This is a genomic window from Halovivax ruber XH-70 (assembly GCF_000328525.1).
Lineage (GTDB): Archaea > Halobacteriota > Halobacteria > Halobacteriales > Natrialbaceae > Halovivax > Halovivax ruber.
Window position 1 is genome coordinate 708,665 of record NC_019964.1, and the last position, 21,772, is coordinate 730,436.

Consider the following 21,772-nt stretch of genomic DNA (forward strand, 5'->3'; position numbering starts at 1 on the left):
GTGACCGTTCGAGACGAATGCCATCCGACACGACCGATTCGGCGGCCGACGATGGTGACGAGCCCTCGGAGCTGCCGGATGCCGTCGACGGGGAACGGGCACCGGCGAAAGACGCCATCCGCGAGTACGTCTGGGACGACCTCGAGGCCGAGGGAGTGGCGCGCTTTCCGTTTCCGCCTCACGGCCGGATCCCGAACGTCGCCGGCGCGTCGGAGGCGGCGGCGCGACTGGCCGACCAGCCGGAGTGGCGAGACGCGGCGACGATCAAGGCCAATCCCGACGCGCCGCAATTACCCGTCCGTAGGCAGGCCCTACGGGACGGGAAACGCCTCCTCGTGGCCGTCCCGCGGCTGCGATCCGACGCGCCGTTCCTCGAACTCGATCCGGCGGTAATCGACGACTACGATGCAGCGACGACCGTTTCGGGTATCTCCGGGTACGGAACCCCGGTAACGATAGACTCGCTCCCCGAGATCGACCTCATCGTCTCCGGCAGCGTCGCCGTCACGACGGCCGGCGACCGGATCGGCAAGGGCGAGGGCTACAGCGATCTCGAGTACGCCATCCTCGCCGAACACGACTGCGTCGACGCCGACACGCCCGTCGCGACCACCGTCCACGAGCGGCAACTGGTCGACGCGATCGACGCAGCTCCCCACGACGTCGGTCTCTCCCTGCTCGTCACCCCGGACCGGACCGTTCGACCGGAGACGGTCTCCCGTCCCGACGGCCTCGACTGGGATCGCCTCCCCGCCAACCGGATCGAGGAGATTCCCGTTCTCTCGCAACTACAGCCGTGACGGCCCGACTCAGAGGTGACTCTGTACAACGTGGCGGGTTCCTATGAAAAACGAGTCCGGAGCCGGGAGGTGCTAGGCCCGGCCCGGACGACGTGGCACTGCTGAACGGTGCTGTGGTGGATGCTGGAAGCCACGGGTATCGAACGTGGATATTCGTTGTCGGTGCCCGCTGCCTCCACTCGGTTCGTTGGTCGGCGCCCCCTTCAAGGGGACCGACCGTCCAGCGCGATTGCGGATACTCAACCGGGATTGAACTGGATTTAATTCGGTTAAATCGGCCCCCTCGCCGGGGAGAACGGTCGATTACTGTGGTCGGTGTCGAACGGGGGCGGACCGGTCAGTCGTCGGTCGTCGTCAGTTCGTCGGCGACGATCGTGGCGTCCAGCAGCTGCGGATCGACGGCCAGATCGAGCTGGCCGCTGACGAACTCGGGAAGCGAATCGCGTGTGTAGCCGACGATCCGAATCTCGTCGGTCAGGTCGCGAACGATTGGTACGGCGGTCGCGTCGGCGGCATCCGTGAGGACGAACAGCGACGCCTCGTGCACGCCGGCCGACTCGAGCGCCGGCCGGGTCGAGACGTCGTCGATCCGTCGCACCGACTGCCCTTCGGCTTCCAGTGCGGTGGCAATGTCGTCCTCGTCGGGGCCGGAAACGATTGCGACCGGCGCCTCGCGGTCTGCGCTCATTCGTACTCGATCGTCGCCGGTGGTTTGTGCGTGACGTCGTAGACGACGCGGGCGACGTTCTCGTTCGCGCCGGTGATTCGTGACTGGATGCGCTGGAGTGTCTCCCAGTCGATCTCCTGGGCGCGGGCGGTCATGCCGTCGCGAGAGTCGACCGATCGAACCGAGACGACCCAGCCGTGGACGCGGTTGTCTCCCTTTACGCCGGTCGCCTTGCCGATGACGGCGGCCAGGGCCTGCCAGGGGTCGTACTCCTCGAGTTCGTCCTCGACGACGTGACAGGCCTCGCGGGCCACGTCGAGTTTCTCTTCGGTGACCTCGCCGATCACCCGGACGGCGAGTCCGGGCCCGGGGAACGGCATCCGCTCGGCGACGAGTTCGTCGAGATCGAGGTGGCGAGCCACCTCACGCACCTCGTCCTTGTAGAGGTCGCGCACCGGTTCGACGATGCCGTCGAAGTCGACGACGTCCGGGAGACCGCCGACGTTGTGGTGGGACTTGATTCCACCCTCGCTCTCGATGCGGTCGGGGTAGATCGTCCCCTGGACGAGGTAGTCTGCGTCGGCCGATTTCGCCTCGCGCTCGAACTCGCGGATGAACTGCTCGCCGATCACGGCTCGCTTTGCCTCGGGGTCGGTGACGCCGGACAGTTTCGAGAGGAAGCGGTCTTTGGCGTCGACGATCCGGAGGCTCTCCATGTAGTCGAAGGTCTCGCGGATCTGGTCGGTCTCGCCCTTGCGCATCAGGCCGGTGTCGACGTAGACGGGCGTGAGCTGTTCGCCGACGGCCTCGTAGGCGAGCGCCGCGGCGACCGAGGAGTCGACGCCGCCAGAGAGGGCGATGACGGCGTTCGCGTCGCCGATCTCGTCGCCGATCTCGTCGATCGCCTCCGGAACGAAGGAGTCGACGTCGACCATCAGGCGGTCACCTCCGTGTCGGGGGCGTCGTCTCGATCGTCTGTATCGTCGTCCGTCGAACCGGCTGTCCGGTCGTCGACGTCGGTCTCCTCGAGAATCGCCTCGACGAGGCCGACGAACGGCGGGCTCGGGTCGTCGGGTCGTGAACTGTACTCGGGGTGGAACTGCGTCCCGAAGAAGAACGGGTGATCGTCGAGTTCGAGGATCTCCATCCGGTTGCCAGCGGTGCCGGAGAAGACCATCGGTTCGTCCGCGAAGTCCTCGAAGTACTCGGGGTTGACCTCGTAGCGGTGGCGGTGGCGTTCGGAGCAGGAGGTGTCGCCGTAGAGGTCGTAGGCGAGCGTTTCGGGTTCGATAACCGTCGTGTGCTCGCCCAGGCGCATCGTGCCGCCCATGTTCTCGACCTCGTACTGCTCGGGCAGGATGTCGATGACCGGGTGTGGCGTGTCTTCGTTCATCTCCGCGGAGTGGGCGTCCTCGTAGCCCAGGACGTTGCGCGCGTACTCGACGACGGCCATCTGGAAGCCCAGACAGAGTCCGAGGAACGGGACGTCGTTCTCGCGGGCGTACCTGACGGCCTCGATCTTGCCCTCGGTGCCGCGCATGCCGAAGCCGCCGGGGACGATGACGCCGTCGGCCTCGCGCAGTCGATCGCGGTGTTTGTCGGCCATCTCGTCGGCGTCGACCCAGTGGGTCTCGATGTCGACGCCGAGTTCGAAGCCGGCGTGTTTCAGCGACTCGTGGATCGACATGTAGGCGTCTTCGAGGTCGTACTTGCCGACGAGCGCGATGTCGATCGTGCCGGTCTTCTCCGTGGTGACGATGTCGCGCCACTCGTTCGCGCGCTCGCCCTGCGGGAGCGCTTCGTCCGCGATGTCGAGTCGCTCGAGGACGTACTGGTCGAGTCCTTCCTCCTCGACGACGAGGGGGACGTGGTAGACGTCCTCGACATCGGGGTTCGAGAAGACGGCCTCGGTTGGGATGTCACAGAACAGGGCGATCTTCTCCTTCACCGACGGCTGGAGCGGATCCTCGCTCCGGCCGACGATGATGTCGGGCTGGAGGCCGATCGAGCGGACCTCCTTGACTGAGTGCTGGGTCGGCTTGGTCTTTTGCTCGCCGTTCTTCGAGTAGGGGACGAGGGTGACGTGCGTAAAGAGGACGTTCTCCTCGGGTTCCTCGTGGGCGAACTGGCGCAGCGCCTCGAGGTAGGGCATCCCCTCGATGTCGCCGACCGTGCCGCCGACCTCGACGAGACAGACGTCGGTGCCTTCGGCGGCCTCGCGGATGCGGCGCTTGATATCGTTCGTAATGTGGGGGATGATCTGGACCGTCTTGCCCAGGTAGTCGCCCGCGCGTTCCTTCTCGATGACGTGCTGGTAGGTCTTGCCCGTCGTGACGTTGTGGTCCGAGGTCATCTGCGTCCCGAGGAACCGCTCGTAGTTCCCCAGATCGAGGTCGACCTCGCCCCCGTCCTCCAGGACGTACACTTCCCCGTGCTGGAAGGGGTTCATCGTCCCCGCGTCCACGTTCAGATACGGGTCGATCTTCACGGCGGTGACGTCGAATCCGGCGTTCTTGAGCAGGCGGCCGGTGCTCGCGGCCGTGATACCCTTCCCAAGTCCGGACATCACGCCGCCCGTGACGAAAATGAACTTCCGGCCCAGCGTGGGATCGTACTCGGTTTCCGATTCCGTCGGCATACCGACTCTGCGCGGGTCCGGGTGAAAACGATTTCGGGACCACGTCGTGCGTGACAGGCGGTGACGCTCAACCCTGCTCGTGCGGATCGGTTGCCCGGGTCGACGCGCCCTCTCCTATGCGTCGACCCGGCGCTCCACCGGCTCGTCGAACGCCAGCCCCACCGCTTCGTGCGGTTCGTCGTGGCGAATGAAACAGTCGCCCGTCAGTGCTCCACGTACCGTTCGACCCACTCCTGGCGATGCTCGAGTTCACGTTTTCCTTTCGGTGTCAACGCGTAGTAGTTCGTCCGTCGGTCTAACTGTCCCTTCTCGACGAGGTCCTCTTCCACGAGGGCGTCCAAGTTCGGGTACAGTCGGCCGTGAGTGACTGGCTGTTCGACGTAGTCGTTGATGTCGTCCAGGATGTCCTGCCCGGACGGTCGGTCCATCCCCGTAATGACGTACAGGAGGTCTCGCTGGAAGCCGGTGAGCTGATCCATGGTTCCCTCTGAGAGTGACTGTATCGGAATCTGGGGCTTTGTTATGTGACTGGTACGTCCTGATAACGGGTCCGAACCGGCTACGTCGCCGGGTTTCCCGTTCTCGGCGGCCGTCGGCGTCGTTCGACGGCGAATCGGCCGTCGGTCGCGACCGACCGTCCCCGCCGGACGCGGCGCTTTTGTGGGGGCCTATCGTACCGCCTGCCATGCCCGAGCCGCCGCGTCGGTGGGAAACTCGCGACGAATCGGTAGCGTACTCCTGTCCCGGCTTCGACGTGATTACGCAGACCGTTCGCCTGCCCGACGGCACCGAAACCGACTTCGACTACCTCTCGGAGCCGCCCAGTGTGGCGATTTTGCCGTTCACTCCCGACGGCGCCGTGGTGACGACCCAGGAGTGGCGCCAGGCCGTCGAGCGGTGGGTCACCGGCGTGCCGGTCGGTGGCGTCGAATCGAGCGACGCCGATCTGTCTGCGGCCGCCCACCGCGAACTCGCCGAGGAGACCGGGTACGAGGCCGAGACGATCGACCCGCTCTGTACCGTCGAACCGGCGAACGGCCTCGCCGACAGCCTCCTGCACCTGTTCGTCGCCCGGGACTGTCGACAGACCGGCGACCAGTCCCTCGATCACGACGAGACGATCCGCGTCCGTGAGCGCCCGTACGACGACCTCAAACGGGCCGTCCTCGACGGCGAGATTCGCGACGGGCGCCCGGTTCTCGCCGTTTCGTACTACGAACTGGCGGGGCCTGCAGACTGACGCCCGTCGTGGGGCTGGTTTCCCGGCCGCCGGAACGCAACGTTTACCGACGCGGCCACGAAGCCCAACGCGATGGGTGAGCGCTTCGAACTTCAGACTGCGGACGCCGCCGGCCGGATCGGCGAACTCACGGTACCCCGGGCCGGGGTCACGGTCGAGACGCCGACGCTGTTGCCGGTGATCAACCCGCACCTGGACACGATCGCGCCGCGTCGGCTCGCCGACGAGTTCGGTGCCGAGGCGCTCATCACGAACGCCTACATCTTCCACGGCTCCGAGGACTACCGCGAGCGCGCGTTAGACGAGGGGCTCCACGACCTGCTCGACTTCCCGGGGGCGATCATGACCGACTCCGGCTCGTTCCAGCTGGCGGAGTACGGTGAGATCGACGTCACTACCGAGGAGATCCTCGACTTCCAGTTCGACATCGGCTCGGACATCGCGACGCCGGTCGACATCCCGACCGAGCCCGGCGTCTCCCGCGAGACGGCCGAAACCGAACTCGAGACCACGCAGGAGCGCCTCGAACTCGCGGCCTCGATCGACACCGGCGACATGCTCGTCTCCGCCCCGGTTCAGGGGTCGACCCACCCCGACCTCCGGGAGCGGGCGGGCGCACACGCCGCCGAAACCGGCCTCGACGTCTTCCCGATCGGTGCGGTCGTCCCGTTGCTGAACGAGTACCGCTACGCCGACGTCGTCGACGCGGTCGCGGCGGCGAAACGCGGCCTCGGCCCCGCCGCGCCGGTCCACCTCTTCGGCGCCGGCCATCCGATGATGTTCGCCCTCGCCGCGGCGCTCGGTTGCGACCTGTTCGATTCGGCGGCCTACGCGATCTACGCGCGCGACGACCGCTACCTCACCGTCCGCGGCACCCGCCATCTCGACGATCTCGACCACCTGCCCTGTTCCTGTCCGATCTGCGTCGATCACGGCGCCGCGGGCCTGCGTGATCTGCCAGACGACCGCCGCGAGACGGCGCTCGCGGCGCACAACCTCCACGTCAGCTTCGCCGAGATCAGACGCATCAAGGCGGCGATCCGCGAGGGGTCGCTGCTCGAACTCGTCGACGAGCGCGCCCGCAGCCACCCGGCCATGCTCGACGGCTACCGTGCCCTGTTAGACCACGCCGATCAGCTCGAACGCGAGGATCCGTCCTCGAAGGGCACGTTCTTCGCCACCTCCGCCGAGAGCGCTCGCCGGCCGGAGGTCGTCCGTCACCACGACCGGCTCGATCGGCTGTCGGTCCCGGACGCACTGTTCCTCACGGAGGGCCCCGATCCGCCGTCGGACGAGTACGACGACGTCTGGCGCGTCGTCCCGCCGTTCGGCCCGGTACCGAGTGCGCTCTCGCGGACCTATCCGCTCACCGCGGAGGTACCGACGCGACCCGATCGCGCGGCGCTCGAAGCGGCAGCGAGGGGCGTCTCTCGACTCGTCTGTGCCCACCCAGAGACGACGTTCGGCCTCGCCCACCGTGGTTGGCCGCCGGCGATCCTCGAATCGCTGCCCGACGAACTGGCCCTGTTCGACGGCGAGTCTTGACATCCTCCCCGCGCTGAAGCGCGAGGATTCCTCTCGTGGGAGTCTCAGTCGTCTGAGTCCCCGAGAGCGATATTCCCACCGTGAACAGTGGTACTCTGGTTTGTGTACGCCTCGTTGGCTGTTGTCTCCACGAGGGAGGGCGGGCTGTGGTGTTCCCGCCAATCGTGATTGTTCCACTTGAGGTACACGGGCCGTGCCATCGACCCGACTGCAGTGGTCTGCCGTCTCAAGAACGATTTGGACGCTACCAAATCAGCGTGCCCCTCGAACCCACACGGACACGTCAGCGTATCCTCATGACGAACCGTGTCATCACGTTCACCGCATTCAGGACATTCCTGACTCGTCCACACCTCGGATTCCTCCTCAACCGTGATACCATATTCTTCGCACACGCATTCGAGGCGGTTGATGAACCGTCGATACGCCCAGAAGTTATGCGTCTTCTCGTTCACACGAGCCGACCAATGCGTCGATAAGACACCTTTGATATCACCTACGTACAGCGTGGAGACACCCTCGTCGTAGAGTCGCTCCACGAGGTCTCGGACAAGGCTGTCCTGCGCGTGGTTTCGACGACTCGTGCGCTTACGGTACAAACAGTCGATACGCTTACTGGTCTTCCGTTGGCCTTCGAGGCGTGATTGCAGTTCTGCGATTCGGTGCGTCGTTTCGCGGAACCGCTCGAATTGCCCGCGCCCTTTGTATAGGTATTGAGACCCTGTCGAAACCGTGCAGGCGACGAGGTTGTTCGCACCTACGTCCAGAGCGGCTTCGTGGGAAGCCAGTGGTGAATCCAGTTGAGAATCATCAACAGTGACTGGTTGAAAAGCCCTGAATGTATCTGCGAGTTCGTCGTACACGAGTTCTAATCGGCCCTGCTCGCCGCTCCACTTCGGGTCACCCGACACCTCAACACGGAGACGCTGATTCCGGTTCAAGCCGAGTTCGTCTTTGAGTTCGGAGCCAATCGGGACTTCGAGTCGGGACCGTTCCCCGAGTTCGATGGTGTACTGGTCGTTGCGGACGTACGTGCGAAGTACCCGTCCGTCGTCTTCGTTGCCCCAGTATCCTGGTGGGCTGGGTTTCTCATCGAGTTTCCCAGCGTGGTACTTCTCGTTGAGGCTGAGGAACGACCGCCACGATTCCGAGTTCTTGCGGATGATTTGCTGGGCGACGGAGCTGCTGAGGGCGGCTTTGTATTTGCCTCCGAGTGCGCCTGTCTCAGCGTCCCAGACGCTCTCATTGCTGCCTGAGAGGAAGGCTTGGCGGCGAGCGTAGTTGGTCTCGTTCCAGAGACTGGCAGAAGCGTCCAACCAGCGTTTGAACACCTCACGCTCTTCCGTGAAGCGGGGGCGAACGTTGAACTGGTTGGCTCGCTTCATCCTCGATTTATTTCAATTGGGTGCTTGTAAAACTATGGGTTTTCGTTGGAGACTCGGGCTTTCTATCGAACGTGGATTGTTCAATCGTTGTCGGATTCATCCTCGCCCTAAAGGGCGAGGCTTTCTCCTCGCACTTCCGTAATCTCCGTCCAAGGGGTTGCTACACGACCCGCCGATGGTAACGCCGTAACTCCTCACGTCGCGACTCCACTCGAAGTGGAAACACCGAAGAGGGAGCGCTCGATTTCTCGGAACGATGGACGAAGGGGTCGCAACGGTTCGCGAGGTCGTCGGGGCCGGTATCGAGGCCGCGCTCGAGAAACCGATGGTAGCCGGTGGCGCGATCGGCGCGGTCGTACTGGTGATCGTCGGGTTCGTGGCCATCCGCCGCCTTCGACGTTGGTGGCGCGTCCGGCGCGACGTCCGCCGTTCTCGGACGAGTCACGAGCGTGCGCAGGACCGCGAGCCACCGGTGTCGGTCGGCGATGAGTACACCGTCGGCGTTCAGGAGTTCTCCCACCACCACTCTGGCGAGCGCCACGCGGTCGCGAAAGTCGAGGGGTTCGTCGTGTTCGTCACGGACGTCCCGTCGGACGTCGATCCGGCGGACACGATTCGCATCTCGATTCTCTCGTTCAATCGTGGGAAGACCTCTGCGACGGCCGCGTTTCAGGGCCGGGCGTAGTGGCCGATGGTGACGGACGATCGGCCACGTGTCGCTGTTGGTCGCCCGTACTCGTCGGACGTGCCGTCACTACCGCTCACGGTGGCTGTTAAACAGGCATTGATGCGCCCGAGGCGACCGAGACCTCCTCGACAACACTCCCTCACGTCCCGACTACAAAACCCGGTAATTTTTGAAGGTCCGCTGAATTGGTGGCCCCATGAACCGAGGGTTAGTGGCCGTCAGCGACACGGACCGGCACCGGGAACTGCTCCGATCGGCGGGTGAGTTCGCCGCCGGCGCGGACGCGGAACTGATTCTGTTCTCGACGCTCAGCTACGACGAGTACGAGGACGGGAAAGACGCGATGAAAGGCTTCGAACAGATCGAAGGGACGGATTACGGGATCGATACGTTCCGTAACCAGCTCGAACAGCGGATCGAATCGCTGGCGAACCAGGTCCTCGACGATCTCGACGTCGAGTACCGCATCGTCCCCCGTATCGTCGACGATCGGTCGGAGGCCGACGAGATCTTAGACGCCGCCGAGGAGACCGAGTCGGACCACATCTTCATCGTCGGACAGAAACGGTCGCCGACTGGCAAAGCACTGTTCGGCGACGTCGCACAGTCGGTGATCCTCGGCTTCGACGGCCGGGTCACCGTCGATCTGGAGTAAGTTCGACTCGTCCTCGCCAGGCGTCTCGTCGTTGCCAGCGTCTCGTCGTCGCCGGCCTTCGATCCACTGTCGGGTTTCGATACTCTCTTTCGCTTCCCGCTCGCAGTAGCGCTATGACCGAGTACTTCGAGATTCACGAGCGCGACGGGCCGGCGCGCCTCGGCGAGTTTCGCCTCGCCGACCCGCGTCAGACCCCGGCGCTCGTCGACGATATCCTGGTCGACGGCGGCTCCGAGTGGGTCGCCGACCGCGACCGGCCCGACGGCGATCCGTCGGCGCTCACCGTCCTTCCGCACCGGGCGTTCCCGGGCGGCACCGCAGCCGAGGTCCGCGATTCGTTCGCGCCAGCGACTTCTGCCGTCGACTATCCGAGCGCGGCCGTGATCTCGAGCGAGTCGCCCGTCGACTACGGCGCCGACGCGTACGTCCTCTCCGACGCCCAGTCGATCCGGGGTCACGGCGCCGCGTTCGCCGATGCCGTCGTCGACGTCCGTGAGACGGTCGCGACGGACGCGGCCGTGATCCTCTCCGGTGTCGCGACGCCGCGAAACGTCGCCGTGCTCGCCTCCGCCGGCGTCGACGGGGTCGATGCGGCACGTGCGACCGCCGAGGGAACTCGTGGGCGCTACCTGACGACCGAGGGCGACTACCCGCTCGACGAACTCGACGAACTCCCCTGTGCCTGTCCGGCCTGCCAGGGGCCGCGAGACGCGTTCACGCGTGCGGACTGTGTCGACCACAACCGGAACGCCCTCGCCGCGGAACTCGCGACCGTTCGCCAGCGCATCCGATCGGGCCGGCTGCGGGACTACATCGAGGGGCAAGCCCGCCACGATCAGTGGCTCACGGCCGCGATGCGCGAGCTCGACGACCAGTGGGCCTACGTCGAGGAGCGCGCGCCGATCCTCCGGGAGGCCGAGATCGCGGCAACGACGAGCGACACGCTCCGACGTACCGAGATCCAGCGCTACGCCGACCGGGTGACGAGCCGATACCGGAACCGATTCAAGAATCCGCTCGTCCTCGTCCCCTGCTCGGCCAGAAAGCCCTACAGCGAATCACAGAGCCACGGCCAGTTCCACGACGTCATCCGGTGGCGCGCCCACCTCGTCTCGATGACGAGTCCGATCGGCGTCGTCCCGCAGGAACTCGAGACGACCTATCCGGCCCAACACTACGACACCGTCGTCACCGGCCGCTGGAGCGCCGAGGAGATCGACTTCGTCGCCAGCATCCTCCGTCGCTATCTGGAACGCAACGAGTACTCGAAGATCGTTGCCCACGTCCCCGACGAGGGCTATCGCGACGTCGTCGAGCGCGTCGAGACCGAACTCGACCTCGGCGATCGCGTCACCTACACCGTCCCCGAGGGCGGCCATCCGACGGACGACGAATCACTTTCGAATCTCGCCGATGCGCTCGACGGCGAGCTCAAATACTCGAAGCGCGAGCGCGAACACAACACCGTTCGCGCCATCGCCGACTACCTGCTCGGTGACGGGGCCGGCGACGCCCTCTTCGCGGACGTCGACCTGCAGACGACGAGCCGCTACCCCAAGATCCAGGTGCGCGACGGCGAGGAGACGCAACTCGCGACGATGGTTCCCCAGTACGGGACGCTCTCCTTCACGCTCGACGGCGCTCGCCTGTGGGCCGACAGCGACGCACCCACGAAGCGGGTCGAGATCGACGGCTTCGTTCCGCACGGCAGCGTCCTCGCGCCGGGCATCGTCGACGCCGACGAGGAGATCCGTGTCGGTGACGAGGTGATCGTCGAAGGTCCGAAGGCGTTCGCCGTCGGTCGCGCGGAGATGTTTGGCCGCGAGATGGCCGAGAGTACGCGCGGCGAAGCCGTGGCGGTCCGTCACGTCGAGGAGTTGTAACTGCCGCTGCCAGCCGCTGTACTCTCTCGCGGAATCTATATAGATATACGTTACTCACCGATTCTCTCACGTCGCTTTTGATATACCCCCGGAATTTCTCCTATCCTCGATCACCGCATATTGACGTTCCGTTCTCGAGGAGGCGTTCTGGGCTGGATACTGGGCCTGTGGGCCGGGTATCGGTCCGATCCCCCCCGTTGTACTGGCTGCTACGGACGGCTCTATAGCACTTCGGATTCGGATATATAGATATTAGCATTCTACTTAACCCATCCCGGGAGACGCACAGGTGATGTCCGACGACAGATTCGGGCGGTTCACTGGTGGTGTATCGCGGCGGAACTTCATCGCGGCAGCAGGTGCGGTCGGCGCCGTGTCGGTTGCAGGCTGTTCGGAAACCGAGGGGGACGAAGGCGAGGGCGACCTTTCCGGCAACATCCGAATCTCCGGAAGCAGTACGGTCTATCCCGTGGCGACGGCAGTTGGCGAGCTGTTCAAAGAAGAGCAGCCGGAGGTCACGATTGACCTCAGCAAGGACGGGAGTTCCGGCGGCTTCGAGAACGTGTTCATCCCCGGCGACGCGGACATAAACAATGCGAGTCGAGCCATTAAAGAGGAAGAGATCCAGGCGTGTCAGGACAACGGTTTCGAACCCGTCGAGTTCGAAGTCGCCAAGGACGCCCTGACCGTCGTCGTCAATAACGACAACGAGTTCATCGACTCACTGACCTACGACGAACTCGAGGCCATCTGGACGCCCGACGACACACCCGAGACGTGGGCCGACGTCAACGCCGACTGGCCCGACGAGGAAATCGAACTGTTCGGCCCGGCATCGACGTCGGGGACGTTCGACTACTTCACCGAGACGATTCTCGGCGAAGCCGGCCGGATTCGCTCCGACTTTACCGGCACCGAGGAGGACGACCAGATTGCGGAGGGCGTCCAGGGCAACGAGTTCGCACTTGGCTATCTGCCGTTCGCCTACTACATGAACAACCCCGACGAGACGGTCGCCGTGCCGCTGGCCGCCACCGAGAGCGAGGACCCCGTCGAGCCGAGCCTCGATGCGGCGTCGACCGGCGAGTACGCGCTCGCCCGCCCGCTGTTCTTCTACGCTAACAGCGAGAAGGTCGCCGAGAAGGAGCACCTTCAGGAGTTCATCCGGTTCTACATCGACAAGACGACGGACAAGAAACTGATGGCGGAACGCATCGGCTACGTCCAATCCTCCGAAGATCGCGCCACGGAGAACATCGAGAAACTGGAAGAGTATCTCTGAGGAACGCGATCCGCATGACTTCGGTTTCCAATCCGATTGTAAATTAATTATTGAGAAATAAGATGGGTAACGAAATACACGTTCTACAGCGCGAGGGGATTGCGGTCCAGAAGGAGCGCCTCTACCGATACCTTTTGACCGGGTGTGCGCTCTTGACGCTGGGGGTGACACTGGGTATCGTCCTCGCGCTGTTGTTCGAGACGATTACGTTCTTTACGGAGGTATCGCTGATCGAGTATCTGACCGGCACTGACTGGAGCCCCATGATCGGGGAGCAGTCCTACGGTGTGTTGCCGCTGATCAGCGGCACGCTCACGGTGACGATCGTCTCCGCGATGATCGCGCTGCCGATCGGGCTCGCCATCGCCATCTACCTCAGCGAGTACGCGACACAGCGCGTTAGATCGGTGTTGAAACCGGCACTCGAAATCCTGGCCGGGATTCCGACCGTCATCTACGGCTACTTCGCGCTCGTGTACCTGACCCCGATCCTGGACAAACCGTTGCCGCTGACGATCCCGATACTACCATCGTGGCTTCCGGTAGTACCGGAGTTCTCGGTCACCATGCCGTCACTAGGGACGTTCAACGCGTTGTCGGCGTCGGTGGTCGTCGGTGTCATGATCATCCCGATGGTCTCCTCGATCAGCGAGGATGCACTGAGCGCAGTCCCGGATAGCCTCCGGAACGCAGCCTACGGGCTCGGGTCGACGAAGTTCGACGTTTCGACGAAAGTGGTCGTGCCCGCAGCCACGTCGGGGATCATCTCATCGTACGTGCTCGCCATCTCGCGGGCCATCGGTGAGACGATGGCGGTCACCATCGCCATGGGAACGAGTCCGCGCATGCCGTCGTTCCCGAACCTCCTCGACAACCTCGCACAGGGCGGCCAGCCGATCACGGCGGCAATGGTCGAGATCGCGAACGCCGAGAATCGCGGCGGCGTCCTGTTCGAGTCGATGTTCGCGCTCGGGCTGACGCTGTTCGTGATGACGCTCGTGATGAACGTCCTCGCCGAGTTCGTGCGGCGACGCTATCGGGAGGTGTACGACTGATGGCGGCCGAAACTGGCTCCCCGCCGACCTTCGAGGCCGACAGGGAACTCTGGTGGCGCCGCGTCAAGGGGCGACTCTTCGAGGGGGCGCTCGTCGTCGCGACACTGTTCGGGCTGCTAGCGCTCGTCGCGCTGTTCGTCCTCATCGGCGCCGATGCGTTCGGCGTCGACGCGGCCTCGCCGGAGTGGTATCTCGTCTACCTCGGCACGCTTGTCGGGCCGATCGGCGCGTACACGCTGTACGTCCGTCGACGGCCGGCGATGGCGGAGGTTAATGCGCGGTCGTACGTCGTCGTCTTCGGCTGTCTCGCGTTCAGCCTGGTCGCCTTCGCCGTTCCGGACGCGCTCGGCCCCCGCGACGTCGGCATTCACACGGTCTTCACGCTCGGTCCGCCCGCATTCGTCCTCGCGTACGCGCGTCTCGTCGGCGAGAACCAGTACACGGGGCCGGCTATTCCGATATCGACGTTACTCGGCCTGCTCGCGGGCTTTCTCCTTTACGACCTCGTCGCTCCGGTCGTCGCACTGGCCGCTGACTGGGTCCTATACGCGATTTTCGTGCCGATCTCCGTCGCGTTGATACTCGGCGAGATCGCTCGCCGGCGCCGGTCGCAGCGAGCAGCCGTCGTGACCGTGTCGGCCGTGCTCGGAGCCGTCGGTCTCACCGTCGTCGTCGCGTTGGTGCGTGGCGTCGACCCGTCGCTGTGGCTCGTCCTCGTCGGCGGGTTCGTGGCACCGGTCGCCTTCTTCACCGTCGACACGCTCCACCACAACCGTAACGGAGCAGCCGGGCTGCTCGGCCCGTACGTTCTCGTCGGCGGCATGCTCGCCGGGGCGTGGCTCGTGAGCTTCTTCGATGTCTCCTCGATTGAGACGTGGTTGACGCCGACACTGCTGCTGGATAGCTGGTCGGACTTTCGGCCCAGACAGGCCGGAATCTACCCGCAGTTGATCGGATCCATCGTGTTGGTGGGGCTGATGGCGCTGCTGGCGTTCCCCGTCGGCGTCGGGGCAGCGATCTATCTAGAGGAGTACGCCGCTTCTACCGGGTGGCGTGGCCGACTCGCGAGCGTGTTGGACGTCAATATCTCGAACCTTGCCGGCGTCCCGTCGGTCGTCTATGGCCTGCTCGGCCTCGCGCTATTCCGCCAGGGATTCGGCCTGACGCCGGGCATTCTCATCGCCGGCGCGGTGACGCTCGGCCTCCTGATTTTGCCGATCGTCATCGTCGCCGCACAGGAAGCGCTCCGATCCGTCCCCGACGAGTACCGCAACGCATCGTACGGGCTCGGCGCGAGCCGCTGGCAGACGGTGCGGAACGTCGTCCTCCCCGAGGCGGTTCCCGGTATCCTGACCGGGACGATTCTCGCGCTGGGACGCGCGATCGGGGAGACGGCGCCGCTCGTGATGCTCGCCATCGCGACCACGCGCTTCTCGCCCCCGGACGGTATCTTCTCCGGCGCGACCGCACTGCCACTTCAGATCTTCGCCGCGAAGGGCAACAACATCCCCGAGTACCGGACGGGCGTCGTCGCTGCGGCTGCCGTCGTCCTGCTTGCGTTGATGTTGCTGATGAACGCGGCGGCGATCCTGATCAGGAACCGGTACCAGAAGCGAGACAAATCATGAGCAAGAACGACATTGACGACGCGACAGTACAGCCAGTCGACGACGGCGGAACCGTCGGTGATGGACAGCAGTCGACAGGGGAGGGTCAACGGCCGACCGGCGACGGAGCACCCCAGTTCGACACGAACGTCTCGTACCGCGAGCGCAGGTCGACCCCTTCGGTCGTCGAGGTGCGAGACCTGAATGTCTACTACGGCGACGAGCAGGCGCTCGAGAACGTTGAGATGACGATCCCACGCCAGCAGGTGACCGCGATGATCGGTCCGTCGGGTTGTGGGAAGTCGACGTTCCTCCGCTGTCTCAACCGGATGAACGACCTCGTCGAGGCCGCCCGTATTGAGGGTGAGGTCCTGCTGGAGGGAACGAACCTCTACGGCGACGACGTCGACCCCGTCGTGTTGCGTCGCCGAATCGGCATGGTGTTCCAGCAACCGAACCCGTTCCCGAAGAGCATCTACGACAACGTCGCGTTCGGCCTCCGCGTCCAGAACAAGACGGTCACTGACGAAATCATCGAGCGGGCGTTGAAGCGGGCCGCGCTCTGGGACGAAGTAAAGGACAAGCTCCACCGGAGCGCACTCGATCTCTCGGGCGGCCAGCAACAGCGCCTCTGCATCGCCCGCGCTATCGCGGTCGACCCCGACGTCATCCTCATGGACGAGCCTGCGAGTGCGCTCGACCCGGTTGCCACCTCGAAGATCGAGGACCTGATCGAGGCACTCGCCGAGGACTACACCGTCGTCATCGTCACCCACAACATGCAGCAGGCTGCCCGGATCTCCGACAAGACGGCCGTCTTCCTCACCGGTGGCGAGCTCGTCGAGTTCGACGACACCAACAAAATCTTCGAGAACCCCGAACACGACCGCGTCGAGGATTACATCTCCGGGAAGTTTGGGTGATCTCAGTGTCACGAAACTCCTACCAGGACGACCTCGATCGGCTTCGGTCGGACGTCCTCACGATGAGCGATCTCGTCTGTGACCGACTGCGACTCGCGCTCGACGCGTTCGAATCCCGCGACGGCGAACTTGCCCAGCGCGTGGTCACGGGCGATCACGAGATCAACGACCAGTACCTCGATATCGAGGGCGACTGTATCGACCTGCTGGCGCTCCAGCAACCGGTCGCGAGCGACCTGCGGTTCGTCGTTGCATCGTTCAAGATCATCACCGACCTCGAACGGATCGCCGATCTGGCGACCAACCTCGCACAGTACACCCTCGATGCCGACCGCGTGCGGTTTCCCGAGATCGACGCCGTCCGGATCGGCGAGGCGACGGTCGAGATGGTCGAAGACGCGGCGGTGGCCTACGCCGAGGGTGACGGGGCCACGCCCCGTGAAATCGCCGCCCGCGACGACGAGATCGACGACCGGTGTCGACGGGCGAACGAGGTCGTGGTCCGCAACCTGTTGTCCGCCGGCGTGGCCGTCGACGCGCCGGAATCCGTCGAACCCGTTCTGGCGGACGTCTCGCGGGTCCTGCTGACGATTCGCGACCTCGAACGGGTGGGTGACCACGCGGTCAACATCGCGGCCCGGACCCTGTACATGGTCGAAAATGACGACGAACTGCTGTACTGATCAACCGAATCAATGAGCACCGAGATGTCAGACGCCGTCGAGCGGACCGTTCAGCTGGCCGGGAACTCGACCTTCGTCGTTTCCCTCCCGAAGACGTGGGCGCTCGAACAGGGGATCGAACGCGGCGCGTCGATCCGCCTCTACCCGCACGACGACCGGCTCGTCCTCGCGCCGGAGGCGCTCGAACCGGCGGCGCGTTCGACCCGCATCGACGCCGAGTCGGCGGACGCCTCGCTGGTACTCTCTCGCGTTCGGGACGCCTACGCTGCGGGGTGCGGGCGGATCGCGGTCGTCGACGCTGCGGCCATCGACCCGCCACTCCGGCGCGATCTGTCGACTCTGGTCGCCGAACTGATCGGTCTCGAGATCCACCGGGAATCCGAAACCGAACTCGTCGCGACGGACCTCCTCGACGCGGCCGATGTCTCGCTCGCCCAGACGGTGTCCCAGATCCGCCACCGCACGAACTCGGCGTACGACGCGGCGATCGAGGCCCTGGTTGCAGACGATGCTGCGTTCACGACTCGCGCCCTGGATTTGTCCGACGATGTCGATCGACTGGTTGCGTTCGTGTGCCGCGGCTTCCGCCGTGGCCTGGCCGACGTGACGGAACTCGACCGGCTCGGCGCCGATCGGACCGCCGCGTTCACGCACTACCGGACGGCCCGATCTCTCTCCCGGCTCGTCGACGAGGTCAAACGGATCGCGACCGCCGCCGCTCGCCAGTCGAGTCCACCGGAACCGCCGATACGGGAGGCCTTCGAGCCGGCCGACGAAGCGGTTCGGGCCGTCCTGGATCCGGCACTCGCCGGCCGGCCCGAACCCGTCCTGGATCGGTACGCTCGCGCCACGACCGAGGTAGCGGCGCTGTCGGAAGTGGCACGCGCGTCGGACGCCGTCCGCTACGAACTCGTCGCCGACTCCCTTCACCGGATCGCCGCCGCCGCTCGTTCGGCCTCGGAGGCGATCGACGCGGCCGACGGTGATTGTTGCTGAGACATTCGGCGGGCCGTGCCGCGATGGTCCGATCGTCGCCTGTTGACACCGTAACAGGATTCGCGAGCGCGTCTTCGCGCCACGGCGCATCGAGGTACCCGCGTCGGATCGTCGGCGGATCGAGTACCCCGGCGAACGTATCCCTACATAGTCTCCCGTACGCCTCATATAACGGCTTAACAAGCCCCAGAAAGCCGGTACAGATGTGAATGAATCGACCCGCTCGCCGGCGAACCCCGTCGACCGAATGGTGGCGGCGAAACGAGCACTCAGGGGAGAGCGGCGCCGTCTTTTGGCGGAAGCCCGCGCGTTCGAGACGTTCCTGGACGCGGTCGACGATGTCCCGGTCGCGACGTCGCCGACGACTGGTGGCGGGCAGTTCCTCGTTGGATCGGGCGCGGATCGATCCGGCGCCGCGGCGGTCAGGCGGGCCTACGAAGATACTGTCATGGATGTCTTTCACTACGCAGCCGACTACGACGACACGTATCCCGACAGCATCGCGGCCGAGTTCGGTCCGGACGTGGCGTCCGCGCTGCTAGCGGGCCCCTTCACCGACCTGTGCAAACGCGCGGTCCGCACGGCGGCGAGCGATGCGCGAGACCGTCGAACCCGATTTCTGGCCACTCTCGACGACGAACGGCACTCTCTCGAGGTGGCCGAACGGCCGATTCGTCAACTCTCGACGGGCCTCGAATCGCTCGCCGCGTCGTCCTCGTCACGTGACCCGTTCGACGACCGCGACGCGGTTCGCTCGACGCTCGTCACGATGGAGCGACGCTGCAAGTCCGTCGCGGCCGATCGACAGGAAGCGATCCAGGAGCACGCGCTCACCGGTAGCTGGCGGGTAGACACCAGCCACGTTCAGGAGTACCTCTACGCCGATCTCGAGTCGACATATCCGGTTCTCGCGACTGTCGCCGACATACTCTCCCGAATCGAGCGGCGCTACGAGTGCGACGAACGCCCCCTCGCCCGTGCCTGAGACGTCCCCGCTTGGCCGCTCACCCTCGCGTTCCGGTGGGCCGTCCACCTGGTAACCGTTTGGCCGCCGATTTCTCCCTGTCGACCGCTCGATTTCCGTTTGTCCGGTCCGACGACGTTCGTCCGCCTGGTTCGCCGCCGTCGATTCCGCACTCGCGTCGTTGCCACCCGAGCTGCGTCGGCTGCGCGCTCTGATCGGTCCGGATCACTCAATAGTCCTCTTAGCAGTCGTTTTTACCCCGCTCCCGATACCCGAAATCGGAGTGGTCGCACGCCCCGGAGTTCCATGACAGCCGACAGCCACACGCGGGGAAACCCGACCGACCAGATAGTGGACGATGGCCCAGCCCACGCCCCGGTCGATCTCGTCTCGACGGTCGTCCGGAACGACGCCGCCCCGGACCGACGCACCGTGTACCCGCGTCAGTGTTACGAGTGGGCGCGCCTGACGGCGTGGCTCTCCGCGGACGACGAGGTGTTTCTGGCCCTCGACGAGTGCCGGTGAGCGGCTTCCTACTGGGTCTGCACGTCACCGGCGCACATCGACCCGAACATCTATATGAGGGCCTGTTCAGATATTCAGATACTGATGCCCCAGTCATCCTCGCTCCGTCGATTGCTCGAAACACAACTCGACGAGTGCTGTGACGCGGACGTCGCCGACCGCGTGCGCGAACTCGAGTCGCTCGACGAGGCGGTTCCGACCGACCCGTCGGCCGATCTCGACGCACTCTCGACGCTCGGCAACGAGACCCGCTACCGACTCGTCTCGTTGCTCGTCGCAGCGGCGGACGAACTCTGTGTCTGTGAACTGTCACCGCTGGTCGACGTCAGCGACAGCGCGATCAGCCACGCGCTGTCGGACCTGACCGACGCGGGGCTCGTCACCCGACGGAAGGAGGGTACCTGGCGGTACTACCGTTCGACCGAACGTGCCGAAGTACTCGTCGCCGCGCTCGATGCGACGCGGGGTGAAGGGAGTGACTGACGCCCGCGACGTGGCGGTGGACGCGGACGCTTCCACCCTTCGGCTCGCGTTCGTCTGCGTCCAGAACGCCGGGCGCAGTCAACTGGCGACGGCGCTCGCCGAACGTGAACGCGACCGCCGTGGCCTGGAGGCCGTCGAAATCGTGACCGGCGGCACCGATCCCGCCGACGCGGTTCACCCGGTCGTCGCCGACGCGATGGCCGAGGCCGGACTCGACCCCGTGGACCGCGAGCCCCGGGCGATCACGCCCGACGAGTTGGCCGCTTGCGACGTGGTCTGTACGATGGGCTGTTCGATCGACGGCATCTGTCCAGCCACCTGGCGCGGTGACGCCCGGGACTGGGATCTGCCCGACCCCCACGGCGCGGATATCGAAACTGTCCGCGAGATTCGGGCTACGATCGCGGACCGGGTTCGGAACCTGTTCGACGAACTGGAGGGAAGCCACGATGAGTGATGGAACGTCCACGGCCGGCACCGATTCGGACCCGGTCGCTCAGCACGACCAGCGGTCCGACCCGGCCGTCCAGCACGACCACGGCCCGGACTGTGGCTGTCCGGATTGCGGCGACCCCCGGACAATGGATTTTCTCGATAAGTACCTCTCCGTCTGGATCGTCGCCGCGATGGTGGTCGGCGTGGGACTCGGCTCCGTCGCACCCGGCGTGGTCGACCCCATTCAGGACCTCCACCTCGTCGAGATCGGGTTGATCGCGATGATGTACCCGCCGCTCGCGAAGGTCGACTACGCGCGCCTCCCGCGCGTGTTCAGCCAGTGGCGAATCCTCTCGCTTTCCCTCGTGCAGAACTGGCTCATCGGGCCGACGCTGATGTTCGCCCTCGCCGTGGTCTTCTTCAGCGGCGTCGTCCCCTGGTTCCCCGCCCGCCCCGAGTACTTCCTCGGCCTGCTCTTCATCGGGATGGCGCGCTGTATCGCGATGGTGCTCGTCTGGAACGACCTCGCCGACGGCTCGAGCGAGTACGCCGCCGGCCTCGTCGCGTTCAACAGCGTCTTCCAGATCCTCACCTACGGCGTCTACGTCTGGTTCTTCGCCCTCTTCCTGCCGGGCCAGCTCGGCCTCGACGCGATGGCCACCGGCATCGAGACGTTCGACATCGGTCCGTGGGACGTCTTCGGAGCGATCGCCGTCTTCCTCGGGGTTCCCTTTGCCGCAGGTATCGGCTCGCGGTACGTCGGAACCCGCGCGAAGGGCGAGCGGTGGTACGACGAGACGTTCGCGCCGTCGATCAGCCCCCTCACGCTCGTCGCACTCCTGTTCACTATCGTCGTGATGTTCGCTACGCAGGGCGATCGGATCGTCGCCCAGCCGACGGACGTCCTGTGGATCGCCGTCCCGCTGACGATCTACTTCGTCGTCATGTTCCTCGTCAGCTTCGGGATGGGCCACGGGATCGGCGCGGACTACTCGACGACGACCGCGATCGGCTTCACCGCGGCGTCGAACAACTTCGAACTCGCGATCGCCGTCGCGGTCGCCATCTTCGGCGTCAGTTCCGGCGTCGCCTTCGCGACTGTCGTCGGCCCGCTGATCGAGGTACCCGTCTTACTCGCGCTCGTCCACGTCGCGATCCGCTTTCAACGCCGGTTCGATTGGACCGGTCACGAGACCGGTCGGCTGGACCGTGCGCCATCGGCCGACGGCTCCCCGGTCGATACTGGCGGTGATGAGTGAGTTGCCGTCGCTATCGCCGCCGTGGCGCACCAGACTCGTACTCGTGGGCCGAACACGCG

Annotated in this window: 22 protein-coding genes; 17 read left to right on the forward strand and 5 right to left on the reverse strand. The window is 65.1% G+C overall.

Annotation, left to right across the window (positions count from 1 at the left end):
• The first annotated feature begins 17 nt into the window (after nt 1-17).
• A complete protein-coding gene (locus tag HALRU_RS03225) occupies nt 18-800 on the forward strand; it encodes a 5-formyltetrahydrofolate cyclo-ligase (protein WP_015299975.1) in 783 nt (260 codons plus the stop codon).
• Nucleotides 801-1,137: 337 nt separating this feature from the next.
• On the opposite strand, the gene HALRU_RS03230 is transcribed toward HALRU_RS03225, so the two are convergent.
• The 4 genes from HALRU_RS03230 to HALRU_RS03245 form a co-directional block, all read right to left on the reverse strand.
• Nucleotides 1,138-1,488 carry a DUF7126 family protein gene (locus HALRU_RS03230; RefSeq protein ID WP_015299976.1) on the reverse strand — a complete coding sequence of 117 codons (351 nt, stop codon included), beginning with the start codon at nt 1,486-1,488 and terminating at the stop codon, nt 1,138-1,140.
• Complete coding sequence (gene guaA, locus HALRU_RS03235; protein ID WP_015299977.1) at nt 1,485-2,402, reverse strand: glutamine-hydrolyzing GMP synthase; 918 nt, start codon at nt 2,400-2,402, stop codon at nt 1,485-1,487. The genes HALRU_RS03230 and guaA overlap by 4 nt, the downstream gene beginning before the upstream one ends.
• Nucleotides 2,402-4,105 (reverse strand): glutamine hydrolyzing CTP synthase, encoded by a 1,704-nt coding sequence (pyrG, locus tag HALRU_RS03240; RefSeq protein WP_015299978.1) that lies wholly within the window; start codon nt 4,103-4,105, stop codon nt 2,402-2,404. Before pyrG ends, guaA begins: the two co-directional genes overlap by 1 nt.
• A 203-nt stretch (nt 4,106-4,308) precedes the next feature.
• On the reverse strand, nt 4,309-4,584 hold the full coding sequence (locus HALRU_RS03245; RefSeq protein WP_007698902.1) for a PadR family transcriptional regulator: 276 nt from the start codon (nt 4,582-4,584) through the stop codon (nt 4,309-4,311).
• A 206-nt stretch (nt 4,585-4,790) separates the two neighbouring features.
• Here HALRU_RS03245 and HALRU_RS03250 point away from each other — a divergent pair, with 206 nt between their 5' ends.
• A complete protein-coding gene (locus tag HALRU_RS03250; protein WP_015299979.1) occupies nt 4,791-5,345 on the forward strand; it encodes an NUDIX hydrolase in 555 nt (184 codons plus the stop codon).
• Nucleotides 5,346-5,417: 72 nt separating this feature from the next.
• On the forward strand, nt 5,418-6,890 hold the full coding sequence (gene tgtA, locus HALRU_RS03255) for a tRNA guanosine(15) transglycosylase TgtA (protein ID WP_015299980.1): 1,473 nt from the start codon (nt 5,418-5,420) through the stop codon (nt 6,888-6,890).
• Nucleotides 6,891-6,934: 44 nt separating this feature from the next.
• Here tgtA and HALRU_RS03260 read toward each other — a convergent pair whose 3' ends face one another.
• Nucleotides 6,935-8,275 (reverse strand): IS200/IS605 family transposon protein TnpB, encoded by a 1,341-nt coding sequence (locus HALRU_RS03260; RefSeq protein ID WP_015299981.1) that lies wholly within the window; start codon nt 8,273-8,275, stop codon nt 6,935-6,937.
• 256 nt (nt 8,276-8,531) lie between these two features.
• Between HALRU_RS03260 and HALRU_RS03265 the strand changes: the two genes are divergently transcribed.
• From HALRU_RS03265 to arsB, 14 genes are all read left to right on the forward strand, one after another.
• The gene (locus HALRU_RS03265) at nt 8,532-8,960 is read left to right on the forward strand and encodes an RNA-binding protein, contains TRAM domain (protein WP_015299982.1); all 429 of its coding nucleotides are present in this window, start codon (nt 8,532-8,534) and stop codon (nt 8,958-8,960) included.
• A 199-nt stretch (nt 8,961-9,159) separates the two neighbouring features.
• Nucleotides 9,160-9,618, forward strand: a complete 459-nt coding sequence (locus HALRU_RS03270) for a universal stress protein (protein WP_015299983.1) — start codon at nt 9,160-9,162, stop codon at nt 9,616-9,618.
• A gap of 113 nt (nt 9,619-9,731) precedes the next feature.
• Entirely contained in the window at nt 9,732-11,501 is a 1,770-nt protein-coding gene (gene arcS, locus HALRU_RS03275) for an archaeosine synthase subunit alpha (RefSeq protein ID WP_015299984.1), read from the forward strand.
• Between the two features lie 292 nt (nt 11,502-11,793).
• The gene (locus tag HALRU_RS03280; protein ID WP_015299985.1) at nt 11,794-12,783 is read left to right on the forward strand and encodes a PstS family phosphate ABC transporter substrate-binding protein; all 990 of its coding nucleotides are present in this window, start codon (nt 11,794-11,796) and stop codon (nt 12,781-12,783) included.
• Between the two features lie 62 nt (nt 12,784-12,845).
• Nucleotides 12,846-13,838: a phosphate ABC transporter permease subunit PstC gene (pstC, locus tag HALRU_RS03285; RefSeq protein WP_015299986.1), complete on the forward strand. Its 993-nt coding sequence runs from the start codon at nt 12,846-12,848 to the stop codon at nt 13,836-13,838.
• Nucleotides 13,838-15,466, forward strand: coding sequence for a phosphate ABC transporter permease PstA (gene pstA, locus HALRU_RS15925; protein ID WP_015299987.1), 1,629 nt, complete (start codon nt 13,838-13,840; stop codon nt 15,464-15,466). The genes pstC and pstA overlap by 1 nt, the downstream gene beginning before the upstream one ends.
• Nucleotides 15,463-16,368 (forward strand): phosphate ABC transporter ATP-binding protein PstB, encoded by a 906-nt coding sequence (gene pstB / locus HALRU_RS03295; protein ID WP_015299988.1) that lies wholly within the window; start codon nt 15,463-15,465, stop codon nt 16,366-16,368. Before pstA ends, pstB begins: the two co-directional genes overlap by 4 nt.
• A 5-nt stretch (nt 16,369-16,373) precedes the next feature.
• Entirely contained in the window at nt 16,374-17,051 is a 678-nt protein-coding gene (gene phoU / locus HALRU_RS03300) for a phosphate signaling complex protein PhoU (protein WP_015299989.1), read from the forward strand.
• A 12-nt stretch (nt 17,052-17,063) separates the two neighbouring features.
• The gene (locus HALRU_RS03305; RefSeq protein WP_015299990.1) at nt 17,064-18,047 is read left to right on the forward strand and encodes an AbrB/MazE/SpoVT family DNA-binding domain-containing protein; all 984 of its coding nucleotides are present in this window, start codon (nt 17,064-17,066) and stop codon (nt 18,045-18,047) included.
• A gap of 205 nt (nt 18,048-18,252) precedes the next feature.
• On the forward strand, nt 18,253-19,032 hold the full coding sequence (locus HALRU_RS03310; protein WP_148680415.1) for a DUF7260 family protein: 780 nt from the start codon (nt 18,253-18,255) through the stop codon (nt 19,030-19,032).
• 330 nt (nt 19,033-19,362) lie between these two features.
• Complete coding sequence (locus HALRU_RS03315; protein WP_245547782.1) at nt 19,363-19,536, forward strand: DUF7511 domain-containing protein; 174 nt, start codon at nt 19,363-19,365, stop codon at nt 19,534-19,536.
• An 84-nt stretch (nt 19,537-19,620) separates the two neighbouring features.
• The gene (locus HALRU_RS03320; RefSeq protein WP_015299993.1) at nt 19,621-20,019 is read left to right on the forward strand and encodes an ArsR/SmtB family transcription factor; all 399 of its coding nucleotides are present in this window, start codon (nt 19,621-19,623) and stop codon (nt 20,017-20,019) included.
• Nucleotides 20,012-20,476: an arsenate-mycothiol transferase ArsC gene (locus HALRU_RS03325; protein ID WP_245547783.1), complete on the forward strand. Its 465-nt coding sequence runs from the start codon at nt 20,012-20,014 to the stop codon at nt 20,474-20,476. The genes HALRU_RS03320 and HALRU_RS03325 overlap by 8 nt, the downstream gene beginning before the upstream one ends.
• Complete coding sequence (gene arsB, locus HALRU_RS03330) at nt 20,469-21,713, forward strand: ACR3 family arsenite efflux transporter (RefSeq protein WP_015299995.1); 1,245 nt, start codon at nt 20,469-20,471, stop codon at nt 21,711-21,713. Before HALRU_RS03325 ends, arsB begins: the two co-directional genes overlap by 8 nt.
• Nucleotides 21,714-21,772: the final 59 nt, after the last annotated feature.